Source organism: Candidatus Nealsonbacteria bacterium (assembly GCA_026016225.1).
Taxonomy (GTDB): Bacteria; Patescibacteriota; Minisyncoccia; order Minisyncoccales; family JANBVM01; genus Nealson33H.
On sequence record CP061210.1, the window covers coordinates 346,553 to 365,617 of the forward strand.

General features: G+C 33.2%; 22 protein-coding genes. 20 read left to right on the forward strand and 2 right to left on the reverse strand.

The genetic code is table 11. The features are described 5' to 3' along the window. The first annotated feature begins 92 nt into the window (after positions 1-92). From IB617_01785 to IB617_01865, 17 genes are all read left to right on the forward strand, one after another. The gene (locus tag IB617_01785; GenBank protein UZE92872.1) at positions 93-284 is read left to right on the forward strand and encodes a 4Fe-4S binding protein; all 192 of its coding nucleotides are present in this window, start codon (positions 93-95) and stop codon (positions 282-284) included. Positions 285-349: 65 nt separating this feature from the next. Beyond that, the gene (locus IB617_01790; GenBank protein UZE92873.1) at positions 350-766 is read left to right on the forward strand and encodes an Rrf2 family transcriptional regulator; all 417 of its coding nucleotides are present in this window, start codon (positions 350-352) and stop codon (positions 764-766) included. Between the two features lie 4 nt (positions 767-770). After that, positions 771-1,484 carry an ATP-binding cassette domain-containing protein gene (locus tag IB617_01795; protein UZE92874.1) on the forward strand — a complete coding sequence of 238 codons (714 nt, stop codon included), beginning with the start codon at positions 771-773 and terminating at the stop codon, positions 1,482-1,484. Continuing rightward, positions 1,447-2,352, forward strand: a complete 906-nt coding sequence (locus IB617_01800; GenBank protein UZE92875.1) for a SufD family Fe-S cluster assembly protein — start codon at positions 1,447-1,449, stop codon at positions 2,350-2,352. Before IB617_01795 ends, IB617_01800 begins: the two co-directional genes overlap by 38 nt. Further along, on the forward strand, positions 2,349-3,407 hold the full coding sequence (mnmA, locus tag IB617_01805) for a tRNA 2-thiouridine(34) synthase MnmA (GenBank protein ID UZE92876.1): 1,059 nt from the start codon (positions 2,349-2,351) through the stop codon (positions 3,405-3,407). Before IB617_01800 ends, mnmA begins: the two co-directional genes overlap by 4 nt. After that, positions 3,404-4,321 (forward strand): 7-cyano-7-deazaguanine synthase, encoded by a 918-nt coding sequence (locus IB617_01810; GenBank protein UZE92877.1) that lies wholly within the window; start codon positions 3,404-3,406, stop codon positions 4,319-4,321. The genes mnmA and IB617_01810 overlap by 4 nt, the downstream gene beginning before the upstream one ends. 82 nt (positions 4,322-4,403) lie before the next feature. Beyond that, positions 4,404-5,162, forward strand: coding sequence for an SDR family oxidoreductase (locus IB617_01815; protein ID UZE92878.1), 759 nt, complete (start codon positions 4,404-4,406; stop codon positions 5,160-5,162). 64 nt (positions 5,163-5,226) lie between these two features. Beyond that, entirely contained in the window at positions 5,227-5,439 is a 213-nt protein-coding gene (locus IB617_01820; protein ID UZE92879.1) for a DUF1858 domain-containing protein, read from the forward strand. A 21-nt stretch (positions 5,440-5,460) separates the two neighbouring features. Next, positions 5,461-6,528, forward strand: coding sequence for a hypothetical protein (locus IB617_01825; protein UZE92880.1), 1,068 nt, complete (start codon positions 5,461-5,463; stop codon positions 6,526-6,528). 48 nt (positions 6,529-6,576) lie between these two features. Beyond that, entirely contained in the window at positions 6,577-6,816 is a 240-nt protein-coding gene (locus IB617_01830) for a glutathione S-transferase N-terminal domain-containing protein (GenBank protein ID UZE92881.1), read from the forward strand. Positions 6,817-6,866: 50 nt separating this feature from the next. Beyond that, a complete protein-coding gene (gene gap / locus IB617_01835) occupies positions 6,867-7,892 on the forward strand; it encodes a type I glyceraldehyde-3-phosphate dehydrogenase (GenBank protein UZE92882.1) in 1,026 nt (341 codons plus the stop codon). A gap of 129 nt (positions 7,893-8,021) precedes the next feature. Next, positions 8,022-9,953: an acetate--CoA ligase gene (gene acs / locus IB617_01840; protein ID UZE92883.1), complete on the forward strand. Its 1,932-nt coding sequence runs from the start codon at positions 8,022-8,024 to the stop codon at positions 9,951-9,953. Further along, a complete protein-coding gene (ppsA, locus tag IB617_01845; GenBank protein ID UZE92884.1) occupies positions 9,937-12,327 on the forward strand; it encodes a phosphoenolpyruvate synthase in 2,391 nt (796 codons plus the stop codon). Before acs ends, ppsA begins: the two co-directional genes overlap by 17 nt. A 59-nt stretch (positions 12,328-12,386) precedes the next feature. Next, on the forward strand, positions 12,387-13,268 hold the full coding sequence (locus IB617_01850) for a fructose-1,6-bisphosphatase (protein UZE92885.1): 882 nt from the start codon (positions 12,387-12,389) through the stop codon (positions 13,266-13,268). Between the two features lie 18 nt (positions 13,269-13,286). Next, positions 13,287-14,240: an aldolase gene (locus IB617_01855; GenBank protein UZE92886.1), complete on the forward strand. Its 954-nt coding sequence runs from the start codon at positions 13,287-13,289 to the stop codon at positions 14,238-14,240. Positions 14,241-14,244: 4 nt separating this feature from the next. Continuing rightward, entirely contained in the window at positions 14,245-14,958 is a 714-nt protein-coding gene (locus tag IB617_01860) for a 50S ribosomal protein L25 (GenBank protein UZE92887.1), read from the forward strand. Positions 14,959-14,966: 8 nt separating this feature from the next. Further along, entirely contained in the window at positions 14,967-16,457 is a 1,491-nt protein-coding gene (locus IB617_01865) for a lytic murein transglycosylase (GenBank protein ID UZE92888.1), read from the forward strand. Between the two features lie 20 nt (positions 16,458-16,477). Here IB617_01865 and IB617_01870 read toward each other — a convergent pair whose 3' ends face one another. Then, positions 16,478-17,233: a PCRF domain-containing protein gene (locus tag IB617_01870; protein UZE92889.1), complete on the reverse strand. Its 756-nt coding sequence runs from the start codon at positions 17,231-17,233 to the stop codon at positions 16,478-16,480. After that, positions 17,211-17,438 carry a 50S ribosomal protein L31 gene (gene rpmE, locus IB617_01875; protein UZE92890.1) on the reverse strand — a complete coding sequence of 76 codons (228 nt, stop codon included), beginning with the start codon at positions 17,436-17,438 and terminating at the stop codon, positions 17,211-17,213. The genes IB617_01870 and rpmE overlap by 23 nt, the downstream gene beginning before the upstream one ends. A gap of 114 nt (positions 17,439-17,552) precedes the next feature. Here rpmE and rpsB point away from each other — a divergent pair, with 114 nt between their 5' ends. From rpsB to IB617_01890, 3 genes are read left to right on the forward strand one after another with little or no spacing between them, the layout of a single operon-like run. Beyond that, positions 17,553-18,281, forward strand: coding sequence for a 30S ribosomal protein S2 (gene rpsB, locus IB617_01880; protein UZE92891.1), 729 nt, complete (start codon positions 17,553-17,555; stop codon positions 18,279-18,281). Beyond that, positions 18,278-18,727, forward strand: coding sequence for a translation elongation factor Ts (tsf, locus tag IB617_01885; GenBank protein UZE92892.1), 450 nt, complete (start codon positions 18,278-18,280; stop codon positions 18,725-18,727). Before rpsB ends, tsf begins: the two co-directional genes overlap by 4 nt. Beyond that, positions 18,717-19,064 carry a hypothetical protein gene (locus IB617_01890; GenBank protein UZE92893.1) on the forward strand — a complete coding sequence of 116 codons (348 nt, stop codon included), beginning with the start codon at positions 18,717-18,719 and terminating at the stop codon, positions 19,062-19,064. Before tsf ends, IB617_01890 begins: the two co-directional genes overlap by 11 nt. Position 19,065: the final 1 nt, after the last annotated feature.

Consider the following 19,065-nt stretch of genomic DNA (forward strand, 5'->3'; position numbering starts at 1 on the left):
ATATTAAATTTGTGTGCTGAATTAATTCTGGTATAATAAAAAATTATTTAATTGTTTTATAAAGGTTATTTAACAATCTTAAATTCATAAATATGTCTTTAAAATTTAAAGTTAATAAAGAAAAATGTATAAGCTGTGGAGTCTGTATTGCCGTTTGCCCCGAGGGTGCTGATTGGGATAAAGATAATAAATCAAAAATTATCGATTCTAAAGAGATAGAAAAATGCGGTGGAAAGACAATTTGTCCTTACGAAGCAATTGAGAAAGTGAAAGAAGAAAAATAGTTGTGTGTTGACAATCTTTTTTATTTTGATATATTAAAACCGACCGATATCGTCGGTTTTTCACTATGAGAATTTCAAAGAAATCTCAATATGGTCTGCGGGCAATGGTTTATTTAGCCGGTGTTTTTGGAAAAGAGAAAAAGATTTGTTCTTTGAGAGAAATTTCTGAAAAAGAAAACATATCTTTTGATTATTTAGAAAAGATAATGTCAAAATTAGAAAAGGCCGACCTAGTCAAGGCAAAAAAAGGCGTTCAAGGGGGATATTTTTTAAAGCGTTCTCCCCAAAAAATAAATGTGGGAGAGATAATAAGAGTTTTGGAGAGCACAATGTCTCCTGTTAAGTGCTTGGCGAAAGAAAAAAGATATAATTGTCCTCGTAAAAAGACCTGTAAAACACTGAATGTTTGGAAAAAGGTTCAGGAGGTTTTAAACTCTACTTTAGAATCTATTACTTTAGCAGATTTAATCAAGAAAAAATAGGATTATGAAAAATATATTATTAAAAGTTGAAAAATTATGGGTCAAAGGCAATGAAAAGGAGATATTAAAGGGAATAAATTTTCAAATAAAAAAAGGAGAGATTCAAGCTCTTTTAGGTCCTAATGCTTCGGGTAAATCGACCCTTGCCCAAGTAATTTTGGGCAACCCAAAATATAAAATAAGTCAAGGAAGAATTTTCTTTCATGGCCGAGAAATTAATAAAATTCTTCCGGAAAAAAGAGTAAAATTGGGAATAGCGTTAGCTTGGCAATCGCCGCCGGCAGTAAAAGGAGTGAAACTTTCTCAATTATTGGAGAAAATTTCTCAAAGGGAACTTAAAATCCCTGATGGAAGGGAATTATTAGGCAGAGAGGTAAATTTGGATTTTTCTGGTGGAGAGAAAAAAATTTCAGAATTAATCCAGATTTTGGCTTTAAATCCAAAATTGGTAATTTTTGATGAAATTGATTCCGGTTTGGATATTAAGAAATTGGAAAAAGTAGCGAAAATAATAAAAAAAGAATTAATAGATAAAAATATTTCAGTTTTATTGATTACTCATTGGGGTCAAATTTTAAATTTTTTAAAACCAGATATTACCAATGTAATACTTGATGGTAAGATTATTTGTCGGAGTAAAGATTATAAAAAAGTTATAAAAACCATTAAAAAATATGGTTATGAAAAATGTAAAAAATGTCCATTTTTTGCAAATTGACCACAAGATTAAAAATATCTTTGAGGCAAAAGAAGTAACAATTTTGCCAAGTCTCGAAGCTTGGCAGAAGTTTGTTTGGACAAGAAAATTTTTCGGAGAAAAACCAAAAGAAGGATATTTTGTTTGGGTCAAAAAGCAAATTAATTTTCCTTTGATGACTTGTATTACTATTGCTTCGCCTAAAATTTTTCAAGATTTAAACAATTTATTAATCATTGAAAAAAATATTAAGGTAAAAGCAAATGGGGTTTGCAATGCTCAAAAAAATAATCTTTGCGGGACTCATAAAGCCAAAGGGAAACTTATTTTAAAAGAGGGAGTTTTCTTGGAATATGAACATATCCATAGATGGGGCGAGAAAGATAATATCTCTCTGGATTATGAGTTTACTTTAGAGAAAAATTCCCGTTTAATTTACAATTATCAAAATTTATTTCCGCCAGAGAATCTGAAATTAAAAACAACAATTCACAATGGGAAAAATTCTTCTTCAAATTTAAATTTTGTCATTAATTCTTTTAACTCAAAAACGAAAGTAAAAGACAGCATTTTTTTAGAGGGTCAAGGTTCCCAGGGAATTATTAGGTTAAGATTGATTGGAAGAAAAAAGAGTCAAATTGAAGCCGTCAGCCAAATTTTTGCTAAAGCTCCCGGAAAAGGTCATCTGGATTGCCAGGGATTATTAGTCAGCAAAACCGCTAAAATTTCTTTAATTCCTCAATTGGTTTGTCAAAACAAGGAAGCTCAAATCACTCATGAAGCCTCTATTGGTAAAATTTCAGAGGAAGAATTAACTTATTTAAGAATGAGGGGGCTAACCGAAAAAGAGGCAATTGATTTAATAGTTAGCGGATTTTTAAAACTATGACAAAAAAACTAATCTGTGCAATGTCGGGAGGCGTTGATTCCTCGGTGGCGGCAGCTCTTTTAAAAGAGACTGATGGTTTTGAGGTAATAGGTGCTTTTATGAAAGTTTGGCCGGGAGATAAATTAAAAAAATCGGAGGAAAGAGCAAGAAGAATAGCAAAAGCTTTAAAAATTCCTTTTTATGTTTTTGATTTTGAAAAAGAGTTCAAAAAGAGAATTGTACACTGCTTTTTAAGTGGATATAAAAAGGGAAAAACCCCAAATCCCTGTGTTGAGTGTAACAAGGAAATAAAATTTGGTTTGTTGTTAAAAAAAGCTCGTCAGCTGGGGGCAAAATTTATTACTACCGGTCATTACGCCAGAATTAGAAAAGGGCAAGATAGAATTAAATTAGTAAAAGCAAAAGATAAAAACAAAGACCAGTCTTATTTTTTGTGGAAACTTAATCAAAAACAATTAAAATATATTCTTTTTCCTGTTGGGGGTTATACAAAGAACGAGGTAAAAAAAATGGCAAAAGAATTTAATCTTCCACTTTCTGGAGTTTCAGAATCTCAAGAGATTTGCTTTATTGAGAAAGATACAAATGATTTTTTAAAGTACTATCTTAAGACAAAACCAGGAAACATTATTGACACCAAAGGAAGAATAATAGGCCAGCATCAGGGATTATGGTTCTATACCATAGGGCAGAGAAAAGGAATAAAAGTTCCCCAGGGGCCATTTTATGTTGCAGGTAAAGACTTAAAGAAAAATATTTTAATTGTCACTAAAAATGAAAAAGACCTTGATAAAAGAGAGCTTATTGCAAAAAACGTTAATTGGATTTCTAGAAGAGCTCCGAAACTTCCTTTAAAGATAAAGGCAAAAATTCGCTATCGACATCAGTCAGCTTTAGCAATAATAACTAAAAAGTTAAAACCTAAAAGCTACAAATTAATCTTTGACAAATCCCAGCGAGCAATAACTCCCGGCCAGTCAGTAGTTTTTTACAAAAGAGAGGAAGTTTTGGGCGGGGGAATAATTGTTAAAGGGAATGTTTCCAAATCTCTATGAAAAAACCTAAGGCTTTAATTTTATTTTCTGGTGGTTTGGATTCAATTTTGGCAGCCAAAATTTTAATGGAGCAAGGAATAAAAATCACAGCCCTCTTTTTCAAAAGTCATTTTTTTGATTCAAAACAGGCTGAAAAAGCAGCCCAGAATCTGGGAATAAGATTGAAAGTTGTTGATATTTCAAAAGAACATCTTCAGATGGTCAAGTCTCCAAAATATGGCTATGGTTCAGCAATGAACCCCTGTTTAGATTGCCATATTTTGATGTTAAAGAAAGCCAAAGAAATTATGATGAAAGAAAAAGTTGATTTTGTGGCTACCGGTGAGGTTTTAGGGGAGAGACCGTTTTCTCAAAATAAAGTTGCTTTAGGAATAATTGAAAGAGAATCTTCTCTAAAAGATTATTTATTGAGACCCCTTTCAGCCAAGAAATTGGAGTCAACCATTCCTGAAAAAAAAGGTTTGGTCAATCGTCAAAAGCTTTTAGATATTTCTGGTCGTTCCAGAAAAAAACAACTAAAATTAGTTAAAAAATGGAAGATTAAATGGTATCCTACTCCAGCTGGAGGTTGCCTTTTAACTGATTTGGAATTTGGAAAAAGATTAAAAGAGTTATTTCAAAAATATCCCAAATGCAATGGGGTAGACGTTGAACTTTTAAAGTATGGCCGTCATTTTTGGGAAAACAAGATTAAAATAATTGTTGGAAGAGAGCATAAAGAAAATCTCAGAATAAAAAAATTAGCTAAAAAAGAAGATGTTTTAATTGAAATGAAAAATTATTCTGGGCCGACAACTTTAATTTGTGACTATGGCAAAAAAATAAAAATCCCAAAAAGAGTATTAGAAAAAGCTAAGTCTTTGACTCAATATTACTCAACCAAGGCTCGAGATAAAAAAGATGTTAATTTTTAGGTCTAAACTTTTAATGTTTACTTAAAAAAGATATAATTAATAAAGGTCATTTTTTTTAAAAAATAATTAAGTTATAGTTTAGATGGAATTAAAAAATAAAGTAGCAATTATTACAGGGGCTCGAAGGGGAATGGGAAGAACTCATGCTTTACTTTTAGCTAAAGAAGGAGCTAAAGTTGTAGTTTCAGATATTTCTCTTGAAGATTGTCAAAAGGTAGTTAAAGAGATTAAAGAACAAGGAGGAGAGGCAATAGCAGTAAAGTGTAATGTAGTAAAAAAAGAAGAGGTTGAGGATATGGTTAAAAAGACAATAAAAGCTTTTGGAAAAATAGATATTTTAGTTAACAATGCAGGAATCTTACAGTTTAAACCTTTTTTGGAATTAACAGAAGAAGATTGGGATAGAACGTTAGGAATTAATCTAAAAGGTTATTTTTTATGTGCCCAAGCTTGTGCCAAAGAAATGGTAAAGCAAAAATCAGGGGTAATTGTTAATGTAGCCTCCATAGCAATGGGGGGTATGGGAGTTGGTTTTCCGAATATTGTTCATTATTCTGCTTCAAAAGGGGGAATAGTAGCAATGACCGAAGCTTTAGCTTTGGAAATGGCTCCTTACAACATTAGAGTTAATGCTGTAGCTCCGGGAGCTATTGATACTCCAATGACAGCTTCAACAAAACAAGACCCCAAATCTATGGAAGGAACATTAGCCAGGATTCCAATGCACAGAATGGGAAGGCCGGAAGAGATTTCAAAGGCAGTTTTGTTTTTAGCTTCAGAGAACTCTTCTTATATAACAGGTTCAGTAATAATTGTTGATGGAGGCTGGCTTGCTACATAAAAACATAGAAGCATAAAAGCATACAAACAGGAATGTTTTAATATTTAGATGTTTAAATGCCTTAATGAAAGATAAAATTACCCAAAACACCACTTTAGCTGATGTTTTAAAACATCCAAAAGCTGAAAAGATTTTGGTAAAGTATAATTTACCATGTTTGGGTTGTCCTTTTGCTAAATTGGAGATGGAGAACCTAAAAATAGGAGATATCTGTAAGATGTATGGAATTGATGCTGATAGTCTAATAAAGGAATTAAATAGGGTTTACAGAAAATAAAATTTGTGGTATTATCGCTATATGGCTAAAAATCTAAAAAATTTAATAATTATAGCAATTATTATTTTTGGAATTTCAATTACAGGTTATTTTTTTTATAAAAACAATAATGAAGACAAAGTTAGTGAGGGAAATTTATTAACTCCCCAACAAGCAGCTGAAAAAGCAATAAATTATATAAACCAGTATCTATTAGAAGAAGGTGTAATAGCTTCTTTAATAGAAGTAGTTGAGGATAATGGTTTATATAAATTTAAGTTAAAAGTTCTGGAGGAGGAACATAGTTCTTATGTTACTAAAGATGGTAAGCTTTTATTTCTTGGAGGTTTTGATATGGATCAAAAGATAGAACAGCCAGAGACCTCAGTTGAACAGCCAGAAAAATTAACCTGTGAAGATATTAAAAAAACAGAGAAACCATTATTGGAAGCTTTTGTCGTAAGTGAATGCCCTTTTGGAATCCAGATGCAGAGAATTTTAAATGAAATTGTTAAAAATATTCCATCGCTAGCCAATAATATAAGAGTTGAATATATGGGTTCTATTCAAGGAGACAAAATAACTTCAATGCACGGTGATAAAGAAGCTCAAGAAAATCTAAGACAAATTTGTTTAAGAGAAGAACAGCTAGATAAATATTGGAACTATATTGACTGCTATATTAAAAAAGGAGATGTAGAAAATTGTTTAGTAGCGGTTAATGTAGATATGAATAAGTTAAATACTTGTATAAATGATAATTCAAAAGGGCTAAAGTATGCAAGAGAAGATTTTACGGTTCAAGATAAATACAATGATACTCCTGAATGTAAAAAATGTATGAAGAATCCACCACCTACAGGATGTAGTAATCAATGTCCTGTAACAGGTTCACCAGCTTTAATTTTAAATGACCAGGGTCAACCAGAAGGAGTAAGTGAGTTTAATTTCGGTGGCAGAACTGCTGAAGCAGTAAAAACTCTACTTTGTTGTGGGTTTAAGACAGAGTCAGATATTTGTTTCCAGAAATTAGCTGAAACTTCTGCAGCTACAGGGTTTTCAGAAACATACAGTCAATCCTCTATCTCTTCCGGGGGTAGTTGCGAATAAGTTGGAAGAATAAATTTATACTATATTTAATTAAAGATATTAATTAATATGACAAAAGTTCGTGTTTTTAGTACTCCAGTTTGTCCTTTTTGCATAACTTTAAAAGAATTCTTAAAACAGCATAATGTTGAGTTTGAAGAGATTGATGTTGCAAAAGACGAAAAGGGAAGAGAGGAAATGATTACAAAATCTGGACAGATGGGAGTGCCGGTAATAGAAATTGATGGTGAAATTGTGGTAGGATTCAATAAAGAAAAGATTACTGAGTTATTAAATATAGAAGAATAGAAGAATAAAAGAATAAAAGAGTAAAAGAGTAATCTTACACTTCAAGTTTCATGATTAAAATTGCCATAAATGGTTTTGGTCGGATTGGCAGAGGTGTTTTCCGTGAACTTCTGGAAAAGAAATCTGTCTTAAAGGTGGTAGCCGTTAACGATTTAACCGATACTAAGACCCTGAGCTATCTTTTAAGGTACGATTCTGTTTATGGGATTTATAAAAAACCCATTAAATATACCGAGGATGAACTTCTAATTAATGGAGTTCGTGAAGGAGATAGGATAAAGGTTTTGGCGGAAAAGGATCCGGGGAGATTGCCCTGGCGAGATTTAGAAATTGATATAGTTTTGGAGTGTACGGGCCGTTTCAGGAAATATGAAGATGCAAAAAAACACTTGATAGCTGGGGCAAAAAAAGTAATAATTTCAGCTCCCTCCAGAAATCCTGATAAAATTCCCTCTTTTATCTTAGGGGTTAATGAGGATAAATTTAATCCGAAGGACCATGACATTATTGATATGGCTTCTTGTACCACGAACTGTTTAGCCCCTGTCGTAAAGGTGCTGAACGATAACTTCAAGATTGTAAAAGGAATTATGACCACTATTCATTCTTATACCACCGACCAGAAACTTTTAGATTTGCCTCATACTAAAGATTTGAGGCGAGGCAGGGCGGCCGCCTTAAACATTGTTCCCACCACTACCGGGGCGGCAAAAGCAATAGGTAAGGTCATACCAGAAATGGAAGGAAAATTAGATGGCATAGCTTTGAGAGTACCGACTCCCACCGTGTCTGTTATTGATTTAGCTTGTGAGGTTGAAAAAAAGACAACTGTTCAAGAAGTAAACAATGTCTTTAAAAAAGCTTCTCAAGAAAAAAGATTAAAGGGAATTTTGGGAATAGAAGATGCTCCTTTGGTTTCTTCAGATTACATAGGAAATTCTTTTTCAGCCGTTGTTGACGCCCTTTCAACAAAGGTAATAGATAATTTTATAAAAATTATAGCCTGGTATGATAATGAACACGGATATTCTTGCAGATTAGCAGATTTTACCAAGTTTGTGGGGGAAAAACTTTAAAATTAAACTAAGTTCTCAAGAGCTTATTAGATTTTGCCCTATATCATCAGGTATAGGGTTTTTGATTCTCTTTTTTAATTAAGGTATACTAAATTATCATGATTTTTAAATAAATAAGTATTAAAAATTATGAAAAAGAAAAGTAATCTTTACTATCCTAATAAAAAATTTAAAAAAAGAGCCTGGGTAAGAGATAAAACTATTTATAAAGAAGCTAATAAAAATCCAATTAAATTTTGGAATAAAATAGCTAAAGAAGTTATTTGGTTTAAAAAACCTAAAAGAACTTTTATACATAAACCTCCTTGCTTTAAATGGTTTGTTGGTGGGAAGTTAAACATTACTCAAACTGCCTTAGACAGAAATTTAGAAGAGAGAAAAAATAAAGTTGCTTTAATCTGGGAGCCGGAACCAACAGAAGAGCAATCAAAAATTTTAACTTACTACGATCTGTATCGAAAAGTTAATAGATTTGCCAATGCTTTGAAAAGATTAGGAGTTAAAAAAGGTGATAGGGTAGGAATTTATTTACCAATGATTCCCGAAGTGGTAATTTCAATGTTAGCTTGTGCCAGAATTGGAGCAGTTCATTCAGTTGTATTTTCGGCTTTTAGCTCCAGGGCATTGAGAATAAGATTACAAGATACCAAAGCTAAGATTTTAATAACAGCAGATGGTTATTACCGAAGAAGCAAGATTATCGACTTAAAGAAAAATGCTGATGAGGGAATAAGAGAGACAGATGTGAAAAAAGTTGTTGTAGTTAAGAGAGCAAAAAATCCAGTAAAAATGAAAAAGGGCAGAGATATTTGGTGGCAGGATTTAGTTGAGAAGGAAAGTGATGATTGTGAAGCAGTGCCAATGGATTCAGAAGACCCTTTATTTATTTTAACTGAAAGTGGAACTGCCGGTCAGTATTTACAAATTCTTCATACTACCGGAGGTTATACAGTTCAAGCTTACATTACCGGTAAATGGGTGTTTGATTTCAAAGATGAAGATATCTTCTGGTGTATGGCTGATGTTGGTTGGGCAACAGGCCATACTTACGGGATTTACTCGCCTTTACTTAATGGAGTTACTTTTTTGATATTTGAAGGAGCGCCGGATTGGCCAGAGCCCCACAGGTGGGCTCAAATCATTGAAAAATATGGAGTAACAACTTTCTATACTGCCCCTACCGCAATTCGAATGTTTGAGAAATATAATGGTAAAATTTCTAAAAAATACAAATTTGAAAGTTTACGAATTTTAGGCTCAGTTGGTGAACCAATTAATGAAGCTACCTGGCACTGGTATTTTCAAAATGTTGGAAAAGGGAGATGTCCTTTAGTTGATACATGGTGGCAGACTGAAACAGGGGGAATTCTTATTTCTTCTTTGCCGGGTGTCGGTCCTTTCAAACCTGCTTTTACTGGTTTACCTTTTCCAGGAGTAAGATTTGATATTTTAGACGAGAAGGGTAACTCCTTGCCCCTAAATAAAGAAGGAAATTTAGTAATGCTTCCACCTTTTGCTCCTGGATTGTTAAGAGGAATTTATAAGAATCCAAAGAAATATAAAAAAACATACTGGAGTCAGTACGGAAATAAAATTTATTTTACCTCAGATGTTGCCTATAAAGATAAAAACGGCTTAATTAGAATTGTAGGAAGAGTTGATGATATTATTAAAGTAGCGGGACATAGGATATCTACCGGGGAGTTGGAAAATATACTTTCAAAACATTCAAATGTTGTTGAATGTGCAGTGGTGGGAGTGCCGCATGAGATAAAAGGAGAAGTACCCGTAGTATTTGTAGTTTTAAAGAAAAAAATGTCTTTAGAGAAAGTGAAAAAAGAATTAATAAAAAAGATTAGAGAAGAAATTGGACCTATTGTTAAACCAAAAGAGATTTATTTAGTTGAAGACCTTCCAAAGACAAGGAGCGGTAAAATTATGAGGAGGATTTTAAAAAGATTGTTTATTGCTGAGAATCTCGGAGACCTTTCTACTCTATCCAATCCTGAGTCTGTAAAACGTATTAAACAAATAATCCAAAAAAATGAGAAAAAGAGCTAAAAAATTCATCCTTTGGTTAAAAGATATTTCAGAAAAAGATACCCCTTTGGTAGGTGGTAAAAATTCTTCTTTAGGAGAGATGTTCTCTCAGCTAACTAAGAAAGGAATAGATATTCCAGATGGTTTTGTTTCAACGTCTAGGGCTTATTGGTACTTTTTAAAAAAGAACGGAATTGATAAAAAATTAAAAAATATTTTTAAGAGATTTAATCCAAAGAATTTGAATAGCTTAAAACAAACAGGAAAGGCTGCCCGCCAAGTTATTTTAAAAGGCAGGTTTCCTGAAGACTTAAGAGAACAAATCCTAAAAAATTACAAAAAATTATCCCGAAAATATGGTGAAAAAGAGACAGATGTTGCAGTAAGGTCTTCAGCAACTGCTGAAGACCTAAAGACTGCTTCTTTTGCAGGACAGATGGAAACCTTTTTAAATGTTAGGAGTGAAAAGGAGCTTCTAAAAGCCATTAAAAAATGCATGGCTTCTTTGTTTACTGACAGGGGTATTTCCTATCGAGAAGAAAAAGGGTTTGAGCATTTAAAAATTGCTTTATCTGTAGGAGTTCAAAAGATGGTAAGGTCAGATTTAGCTTCTTCAGGGGTGATATTTACTCTTGATACGGAGACGGGTTTTAAAAATGTAGTTTTAATCAACTCTATTTTTGGAATAGGGGAGATGATTGTTAAGGGAAGGATTACGCCCGATGAATTTTATGTTTTTAAACCCACTCTCAAGAAAGGATATAAATCTATAATTATCAGGAATTTAGGAAGAAAAACCAGAAAACATATCTATAATAAAAAAGGTGGATTAAAGGAAGTGACAGTTTCCAAAAAAGATCAGTTAAGGTTTTCTTTAACTGACAAGGAAATATTAACCTTGGCTCGTTGGGCTTGTCAGATTGAAGACCATTATAAGTACCCTCAAGATATTGAGTGGGCAAAAGATGGAAAATCAAATAAATTATTTATTGTTCAATCCAGACCTGAAACCGTCCATGCTCCAAAAATTGGAAAAACTTACCAGGAATATGAAATTAAGACTAAAAAAAGTCCAATTATAACTGGTATTCCTATTGGTAACAAAATTGGTCAGGGAAAGGTGAGAGTAATTCCCAATGTTTCAAAGATAGGTCAATTTCAAAAAGGAGAGGTTTTGGTAACAACAATGACTGACCCTGATTGGCTTCCTATAATGAGGATAGCTTCAGCAATTATTACTGATGAAGGAGGTAAAACCTGTCATTCGGCAATAGTAAGTCGGGAGCTTGGCATTCCATGTATTGTTGGAACAAAAAAAGCAACAGATATTCTAAAAACAAATCAAGAGGTAACCGTAGATTGTACCCGGGGAAGAATATTTTCAGGAAAGATTCTTTTTAAAATCAAAAGATATAATTTGAAAAAAATCCCAAAGTTGCCTGTAAAAATTGTATTGAATTTAGGAGCTCCAGAAATTGCATTTAAATCCTCGTTTTTGCCAGCTGACGGTGTGGGTTTAGCCAGAGAAGAATTTATAATAGCAGAGAAAATAAGGATTCACCCTTTAGCTCTTTATCATTACAAGAAGATAAAAAACAGAATAAAAAACAGAAAAATAAAAGCTGAAATTGATAGATTAACTGTTGGCTACAAAGATAAAAAAAGATACTTTATTGATAAATTAGCAGAGGGAATTTCTCAGATAGCATCAGCCTTTTATCCTAAAGAAGTAATTGTTCGGCTTTCTGATTTTAAAACAAATGAATATGCAGCCTTAATAGGCGGAGAACAATTTGAACCAAAAGAAGCTAATCCCATGTTAGGGTGGAGGGGAGCTTCAAGATATTATGACAAGGAATTTAGACCTGCTTTTGAAATGGAGTGCCAGGCCATTAAAAAGGCAAGAGAGGTCTTTGGTTTAAAGAATATCTGGATAATGGTTCCTTTCTGCCGTACAGTTAAAGAAGGCAAAAAAGTAATTGATTTAATGGCAAAAAACGGATTAAAAAGAGGAAAAGGTAATTTGAAAATCATTGTTATGTGCGAGATTCCTTCAAATGTCATCTTAGCTAAAGAATTTTTGGAAATCTTTGATGGAATGAGCATAGGTTCTAACGACTTAACTCAATTAACCCTGGGAATAGATAGGGACAGCGCTAAAATAGCTCATATTGCTGATGAAAGAAATGAAGCTGTTAAAAAAATGATAGCAAAGGTTATTAAAGAATGCAGGAAAAGAAAAAAATATATTGGGATTTGCGGTGAGGCTGCCTCTATGCCTGATTTCGCTAGATTTTTAATTAGCCACAAAATAGAAGCTCTCTCGGTGAATCCGGATTCTGTAATACCAACAATTTTAGCAGTAGCTAAAAGAAAAAGGTCAACCCTTCGATGAGTTCAGGATTGATGGTGAGCCAAGCCGAAGCATTAAAAAAATAAATACACAAAGATATTATGTTGTTAAAGGAACATTTACTAAAAAATTTAGACAAAAAATTAGCATCTTTGATTTTTGAAATAAGTAAAATGTGTGAATTGATAAGAAGAGAACTTCCTTACAGAAGAGGTAAGACAAAGATGAGGAATGTTTTTGGAGAGGTTCAGTTGGTTATTGATGATTGGGCCAATCAATTTATAATAGAAGAGCTTAGGAAAACTAATTTAGTAAAAACTCTAATTTCTGAAGAGGAAGCAGATGTTGTTCAGATGAGTAAAAATGGAATTTTCAACATAAGCATCGATCCATTAGACGGTTCTTCTAATATAGAAAGTAATAATTTAGTTGGTACTATAATAGGGGTATCCAAGAAAGAGTTTCCTACGCCAGGAAAGAATCAAATAGCTGCTATGTATATGCTGTATGGTCCGCTCGATACGTTAGTTTATGCAACTAAGAAAGGCGTTAATGAGTTTTTACTGACGAATGAAGGATTCATTTTAACAAAACAGAACATAAAACTTCCCCAAAAAGGTAAACTGTATAGTATGGGTGGACTGAGAAAGGATTGGCTTCCTGAGTTTAAAGAATTTGTTGAAGGAGTGGAAGAAAAAGGTTATAAATTAAGGTACGGTGGTTCTTTTGTTGGCGATTCAAACCAGATTCTCCATTATGGTGGAATTTTTGCTTACCCTTCTTTAGTAGGCAAACCAGATGGTAAGCTCAGATTAGTATCTGAGTCAAATCCTGTATCTTTTATTATAGAACAGGCCGGCGGTCGCTCTTCTAATGGGAAAAAATCGATATTAGATATAAAATATACTTCCTTACAACAGAGAACTCCAACTTATGTTGGAAATAAAGACCTTATTGAAAAATTAGAGAAAACATTAGAATAAATACCAATAAATAAAACTATGAAAAAAACAATCCGCCGATTGGCGGAAAAACCTAAAATAAACAAAGATGATGTCCTTATTCCATTAGATGTGCCAAAGACGATGAAAAAGGAATATATTGAAAATTATTTGAATATGACGCGGAACTCTGGTAGATTAATGCTTTTTGCTGGCGACCAGAAGATAGAACACCTTAATAATGATTTCTACGGAAAGGGAATTCATCCTGATGATGCTGACCCAGAACATCTTTTTAGAGTAGCTAACAAAGCTAAAATTGGAGTATTAGCCACTCAACGAGGTCTTATTGCTAAATATGGAGCTGATTATAAAGATGTTCAATATTTGATAAAACTCAACTCTAAAACGAACCTTGTAAAAACTGAACAAAGAGATCCCCTTAATGGGAAAATTACTGATATTAAGGAAGCTATTGAATTCAAGAAGCTCTCTGGTTTAAAAATATTAGCTGTGGGTTACACTGTTTATCTGGGTAGTGAGTATGAAGTTGAAATGTTAAGAGAAGCATCAAGAATGGTATATGAAGCTCACAAGAACGGTCTTTTAACAGTTCTTTGGATGTATCCCAGAGGGAAGGCAGTAAAGGATGAGAAGGATGCCCATTTAATTGCGGGAGCAACAGGAGTGGCAGCTTGTCTTGGCACAGATTTTGTTAAAATTAATCCTCCCAAAAAAGATGGAGAGTATGTAACAGAAGCCTTAAAGGAAGCGGTTCTGGCAGCTGGTAGAACTAAAGTTGTTTGTGCAGGGGGTTCTTCGGTAGATATTAAAGCCTTTCTTAAAAGATTATATGAACAGATTCAAATTGGTATAGCAGGTAATGCTACGGGAAGGAACATTCATCAAAAAAGTTTTAAGGAGGCAGTATCTATGTGTAATGCAATATATGCGATAACTGTGGAGGGTAAAAGTCTAGACGAAGCCCTAAAAATCTATAACATAAGTTCTTGATTTTATGCTTTTGCTTTCAGCTAAAATTCGAAAAGACACTAAAAAAGTATTAAAAAACTTGAGGGAAAAGGAGATTCTTCCTGCTGTTTTGTATGGGTCAAAGATTAAGAATTTGAACTTAGAACTTAATTTAAAAGAATTTGAGAAGGTCTACAAAGAGGCAGGAGAAAGTTCTTTAGTTTCGCTTAATGTTGAAGGTCAAAAAGAAAAATTCTTGGTCTTAATTTATGATATTCAGTTTGCTTCTCTAAGCGGAAAACCAATTCACGTTGATTTATATCAACCCGCTCTCAAAGAAGAAGTTGAAGTAACAGTACCCATAATTATTGAAGGAAAGTCTCTGGCAGTAAAAAATCTGGAAGGCACTTTAGTTAAGAATATTACAGATATTGAAATAAGGGCTTTGCCTCAAAAACTCCCAAAAGAGATTAAAGTGAACGTAGAAAGACTAAAAACCTTTGATGATTATATTCTAATTAAGGATTTACAGCTTCCAGAAGGAGTAAAAGTTTTAAGAGACCCCGAAGAGATTTTAATCTCTGTTTCTCCGCCAGAGAAAGTTGAAGAGGAAAAACCGGCAGAAGAAAAACCAAAAGAGGAAGAGAAAAAGGAAGAGGAAGAGAAGATTGAGGAAAAGAAGATTGAGGAAAAGAAGAAGGAACCTTTCTCCGCCAAAGCTACAAAGGGCGAGGGAAAAGGAAAAGGGAAAACTAATTGAAATTAACAATGAATTTCTACAAATTTCATAAATTAAATATCTACAAATTTTTCGTTGTATTTTTGGTTTTAGTTTTTATTTTGCCTGACCTGAAGATTTTTGCCCTGGAGGATTTAGAAGATTTTTGCCAGGTGGAAAATCTTGATAAACAATGTCAAATTTATCCTCAATTTGAATGTCAGAGGTTATTGGAAAAATGTAGAGATTATTATGAACAAAAAATTGCTCAGGCAGAAGGAGATATTACAGAGGCACAAAAGAAAGAAAGAAATTATAATAACCAGGTTTATATTTTAAATAGGAAGATTCAGAAACTAAAAAACCAAATTTATCAGAGTAATTTAATAATTAAAGACCTTGGTATCCAGGTTAGTGATACAGAGTCTTCCATCGAAAAAACGTCGTTAAAAATTGAAGATATTGGAGAGCATTTGGTTAGTATCTTAAGAACTATTTACGAAGAAGACCAAAAATCTCTTGTTGAGATTTTACTTTCGGAAGATAAATTTTCTGATTTTTTCAGTAATTTAATGGCTCTGGAAACATTAAATTACAAAAACCAGGAGTTTTTACAAGAAATAAAAGATTTAAAACTATATTTGGAGGGTCAAAAGCAATCTTTGGATCAGGAAAGAGAAGATTTGGGAAGGCAGGTATTAATCCAGAAGCTCCAACAACAAGAAAGTGAGGGTACTAAAGAAGAACAGGAATATCTCTTAGATAAGGTAAAAGGAGAAAAAGCTGCCTACCAAAAATATTTAGAGGAAGTTAAAGAAAAGGCCCAGGAAATCAGAAACAGAATTTTTAAATTAGCTCAGATACCAGAGTCTGAAGCTCCAACCGTGGAAGATGCTTATTCTTTAGCAAAATACGTAGAGAGTATAACCGGAGTCCGCCCTGCTTTTTTACTTGGACTTTTACAAATTGAATCACGTATCGGTCAAAATGTTGGTCAATGCAATTGTCCTTCTTGTAAATATCCCGATGTTTCCTGGACAAGGGTGATGTCAAAAAGTCAGCATGAATCCTTTTTAGAGATTACTAAAGAATTAGGACTTGATCCAGAGAGTGTTCCTGTTTCCTGTTGGGTAGGCGGGGGAAAGATTCAGATGGGAGGAGCAATGGGTCCTGCTCAGTTTATGCCTTATACCTGGCTAAATCCCAACAATCAGGAAAGGGGATATAAAAAAAGAGTTGAACAAATTACAGGAAATGTACCTGCTAATCCCTGGAGAATTCAAGATGCTTTTTTAGCGGCCGGCCTCTATCTTGCTGACTGGGGAGCTGACTCTCAAAAAGCCTATGATGAAATTGGAGCTGCTACCGCCTATTTGTGCGGTACAAATAGGATGACTTCAAGATGTATTAATGCAGGAGGGAGGGCTTATATATATGGTTGGACAGGTAAAGATGGAATACACCGCTCGGGCATTATGGATTATGCTGCCGAATTTCAAGAATACATTGATAAAGGAGTTTTTGAGAACAACAATAAATAAATGATATTCTCTTGTATATTTTATTGAAGTTTTTTTCTTAAAACTTTAATAACAGGATATAATTTTCCTCCCATAATTTTTTCAATATTGTGCCAGCTCTTTTTAATGCGGTGATCGGTTATTCTATTTTGAGGGAAATTATATGTTCTGATTTTTTCTACTCTTTTTGCCCAGCCAATTTGAGACCTTCTTTTTTTGCCAAACTTTTCTAATTCCTCCACTTCTTTTCTTTCTAAAAGCTTAGCTTTTAATATTGTCATTGCATTTTCTTTGTTTTGAAGTTGATTTCTCTCGGCCTGAGAAGTAGTAGTAATTCCGGTTGGTAAATGAGTAACTCTTACTGCGGTTTCTCTTTTGTTTACATACTGACCTCCAGGACCTGAAGCGCGGTAGACATCAATTTTTAAATCTTCAGGTTTTATATTTATTTCAGTCTTTTTGGGTTTTAATAAAACAGCTACCGTAGCTGTTGATGTATGGATTCTTCCTGATTTTTCAGTTTTAGGGATTCTTTGGACTCGATGGACGCCGCCTTCGTATTTCATCTCAGAAAGGACATCTCCGTTTTTTAACTCAAATGCAATTTGCTTTAAACCACCCAGGTCAGTAAAATGAGAGTCTAATGTCCTTTGTTTCCAACCCTGGCTTTGAGCATATCTTGAGTACATTTTAAATAAATCTGCTGCAAACAAAGCAGCCTCTTCTCCGCCTGTTCCTGCTCGAATTTCTACTATAATTGATTCCTTCTTTTTATTATTTGCTATTTCTTGCTGCATTTTTCTTTTTTGCTAATCTTTTTCTAAACTTTTGGACCTGACCTACAGTACCTAAAACCTTCTCTTTTCCAGTATAAAAAGGATGACATTTTGAGCAAATTTCTGTTTCAATAAATTCTTTAGTAGAACCTACTGTAAAAGTATTTCCGCAGGCGCACCTAACATGGGCTTTAGGATAATATTTCGGATGAATGTTTTTTTTCATAATTTTATGATATATATTATGAATATTCTATATTAGCAGATATTTATCAAAAATCAACTCCGTAGAAAAACTTGCAAAAACATACTAAAATGATATATTAAAAATTAGTTTAAAATGACAGGAAAAGAAAAAGAAAAAATTGATTTCGGTATTAATACTGAAGAAATGGCTAAGGCAGGCGTGCATTTCGGCCATAAAAGCTCAAAACTCCATCCTAAAATGGGACCTTATTTATATGGAGTTAGAAATGGTATTCACATTATCGATTTAAAGGAAACAAAAGAAAAGCTTGAGAAAGCTTTAAAGTTTATAGAAAATTTAATCTCTGAAAACAAAGCCTTATTAGTGGTGGGAACAAAAATTCAAATTAAAGATTTGGTGAAAAATTTTGCTAAAGAATGCGGTCTTCTATACGTCAGTGAAAGGTGGTTAGGCGGGACATTTACTAACTTTGAGGTAATAAAAAAAAGAATTAATCATTTTAAGGAACTGGAAGACAAAAGAGCTAAGGGGGAATTGGAAAAATATACAAAAAGAGAAAGAGCTAAAATTGATTTAGAATTAAAAAATTTTGAAAGAAAATTCGGTGGAATAAAAGATATGGAAGATTTACCTGACGCTATCCTTATTTTAAGTATGGAAAAAGACAATTTAGTTGTAAAAGAAGCAATAAAGAAAAATATAAAGATTATTGCTATTTCAGACAGTAATACAGACCCGACTTTAGCTGATTACCCAATTCCAGCTAATGATGATGCCGTAAGCTCGGTGAAATATATATTAGAAAAAGTAAAAGATGTTATATTAAAAGCAAGACAAGAAGTAAGCAAGAAAAACTTATGATTTCCATTGAACAAATCAAAAAACTTCGAAACAAAACAGGGGTTTCTATAACAGAATGTAAAAAAGCCTTAGAAGAAGCAGAGGGGGATATAGGAAAGGCTAAGGAGATTTTAAGAAAGCGAGGTCAGGATTTCGCTCAAAAGAGATTAAACAGAGAAACAAAAGAAGGAATAATCAACAGTTATATTCATTCTGGGATGAAAGTAGGTGTGCTTATTGAACTTCAATGTGAGTCAGATTTTGTTGCCCGCTCGAAAGATTTTCACGAATTAGCTCATGAACTATGTCTTCAAATTGCAGCCTCACCATCTGATGGAGAAAATCCTCTTCTTGAACAAGAATGGATAAAAGACCAAACAAAAACGGTTAATGAATTAATTGATGAGTACATTGCCAAGTTCGGTGAAAATATTATACTAAAAAGGTTTACTAGATATGAGTTATAAAACAATTTTTGAAATTATTTTATTTGGCAGCTCTATTGGATTGGGAATAATTATAGTTAGGAAAATTCCGGTCTTATCTACTCTCCCAGAAACAGCAGTAAAAAAAGAAAGCTTAACACCGATATTAATAGAGAAAATTAGAAAGCTAAATCCCTTTAAAAATTTCTCTTACGAGAAATCTTTGCAAGAGATTTTAACAAAAGTTAGAATTCTGTCTCTTAAGACAGACAAGAAAACCTCTAACTGGCTTAAGAAGTTGAGAGAGAATAGTCAGAGAAAAAAAATTAGAGAAGATGATAATTACTGGGATGAGATAAAAAAAGCCACAAAAAGATAAT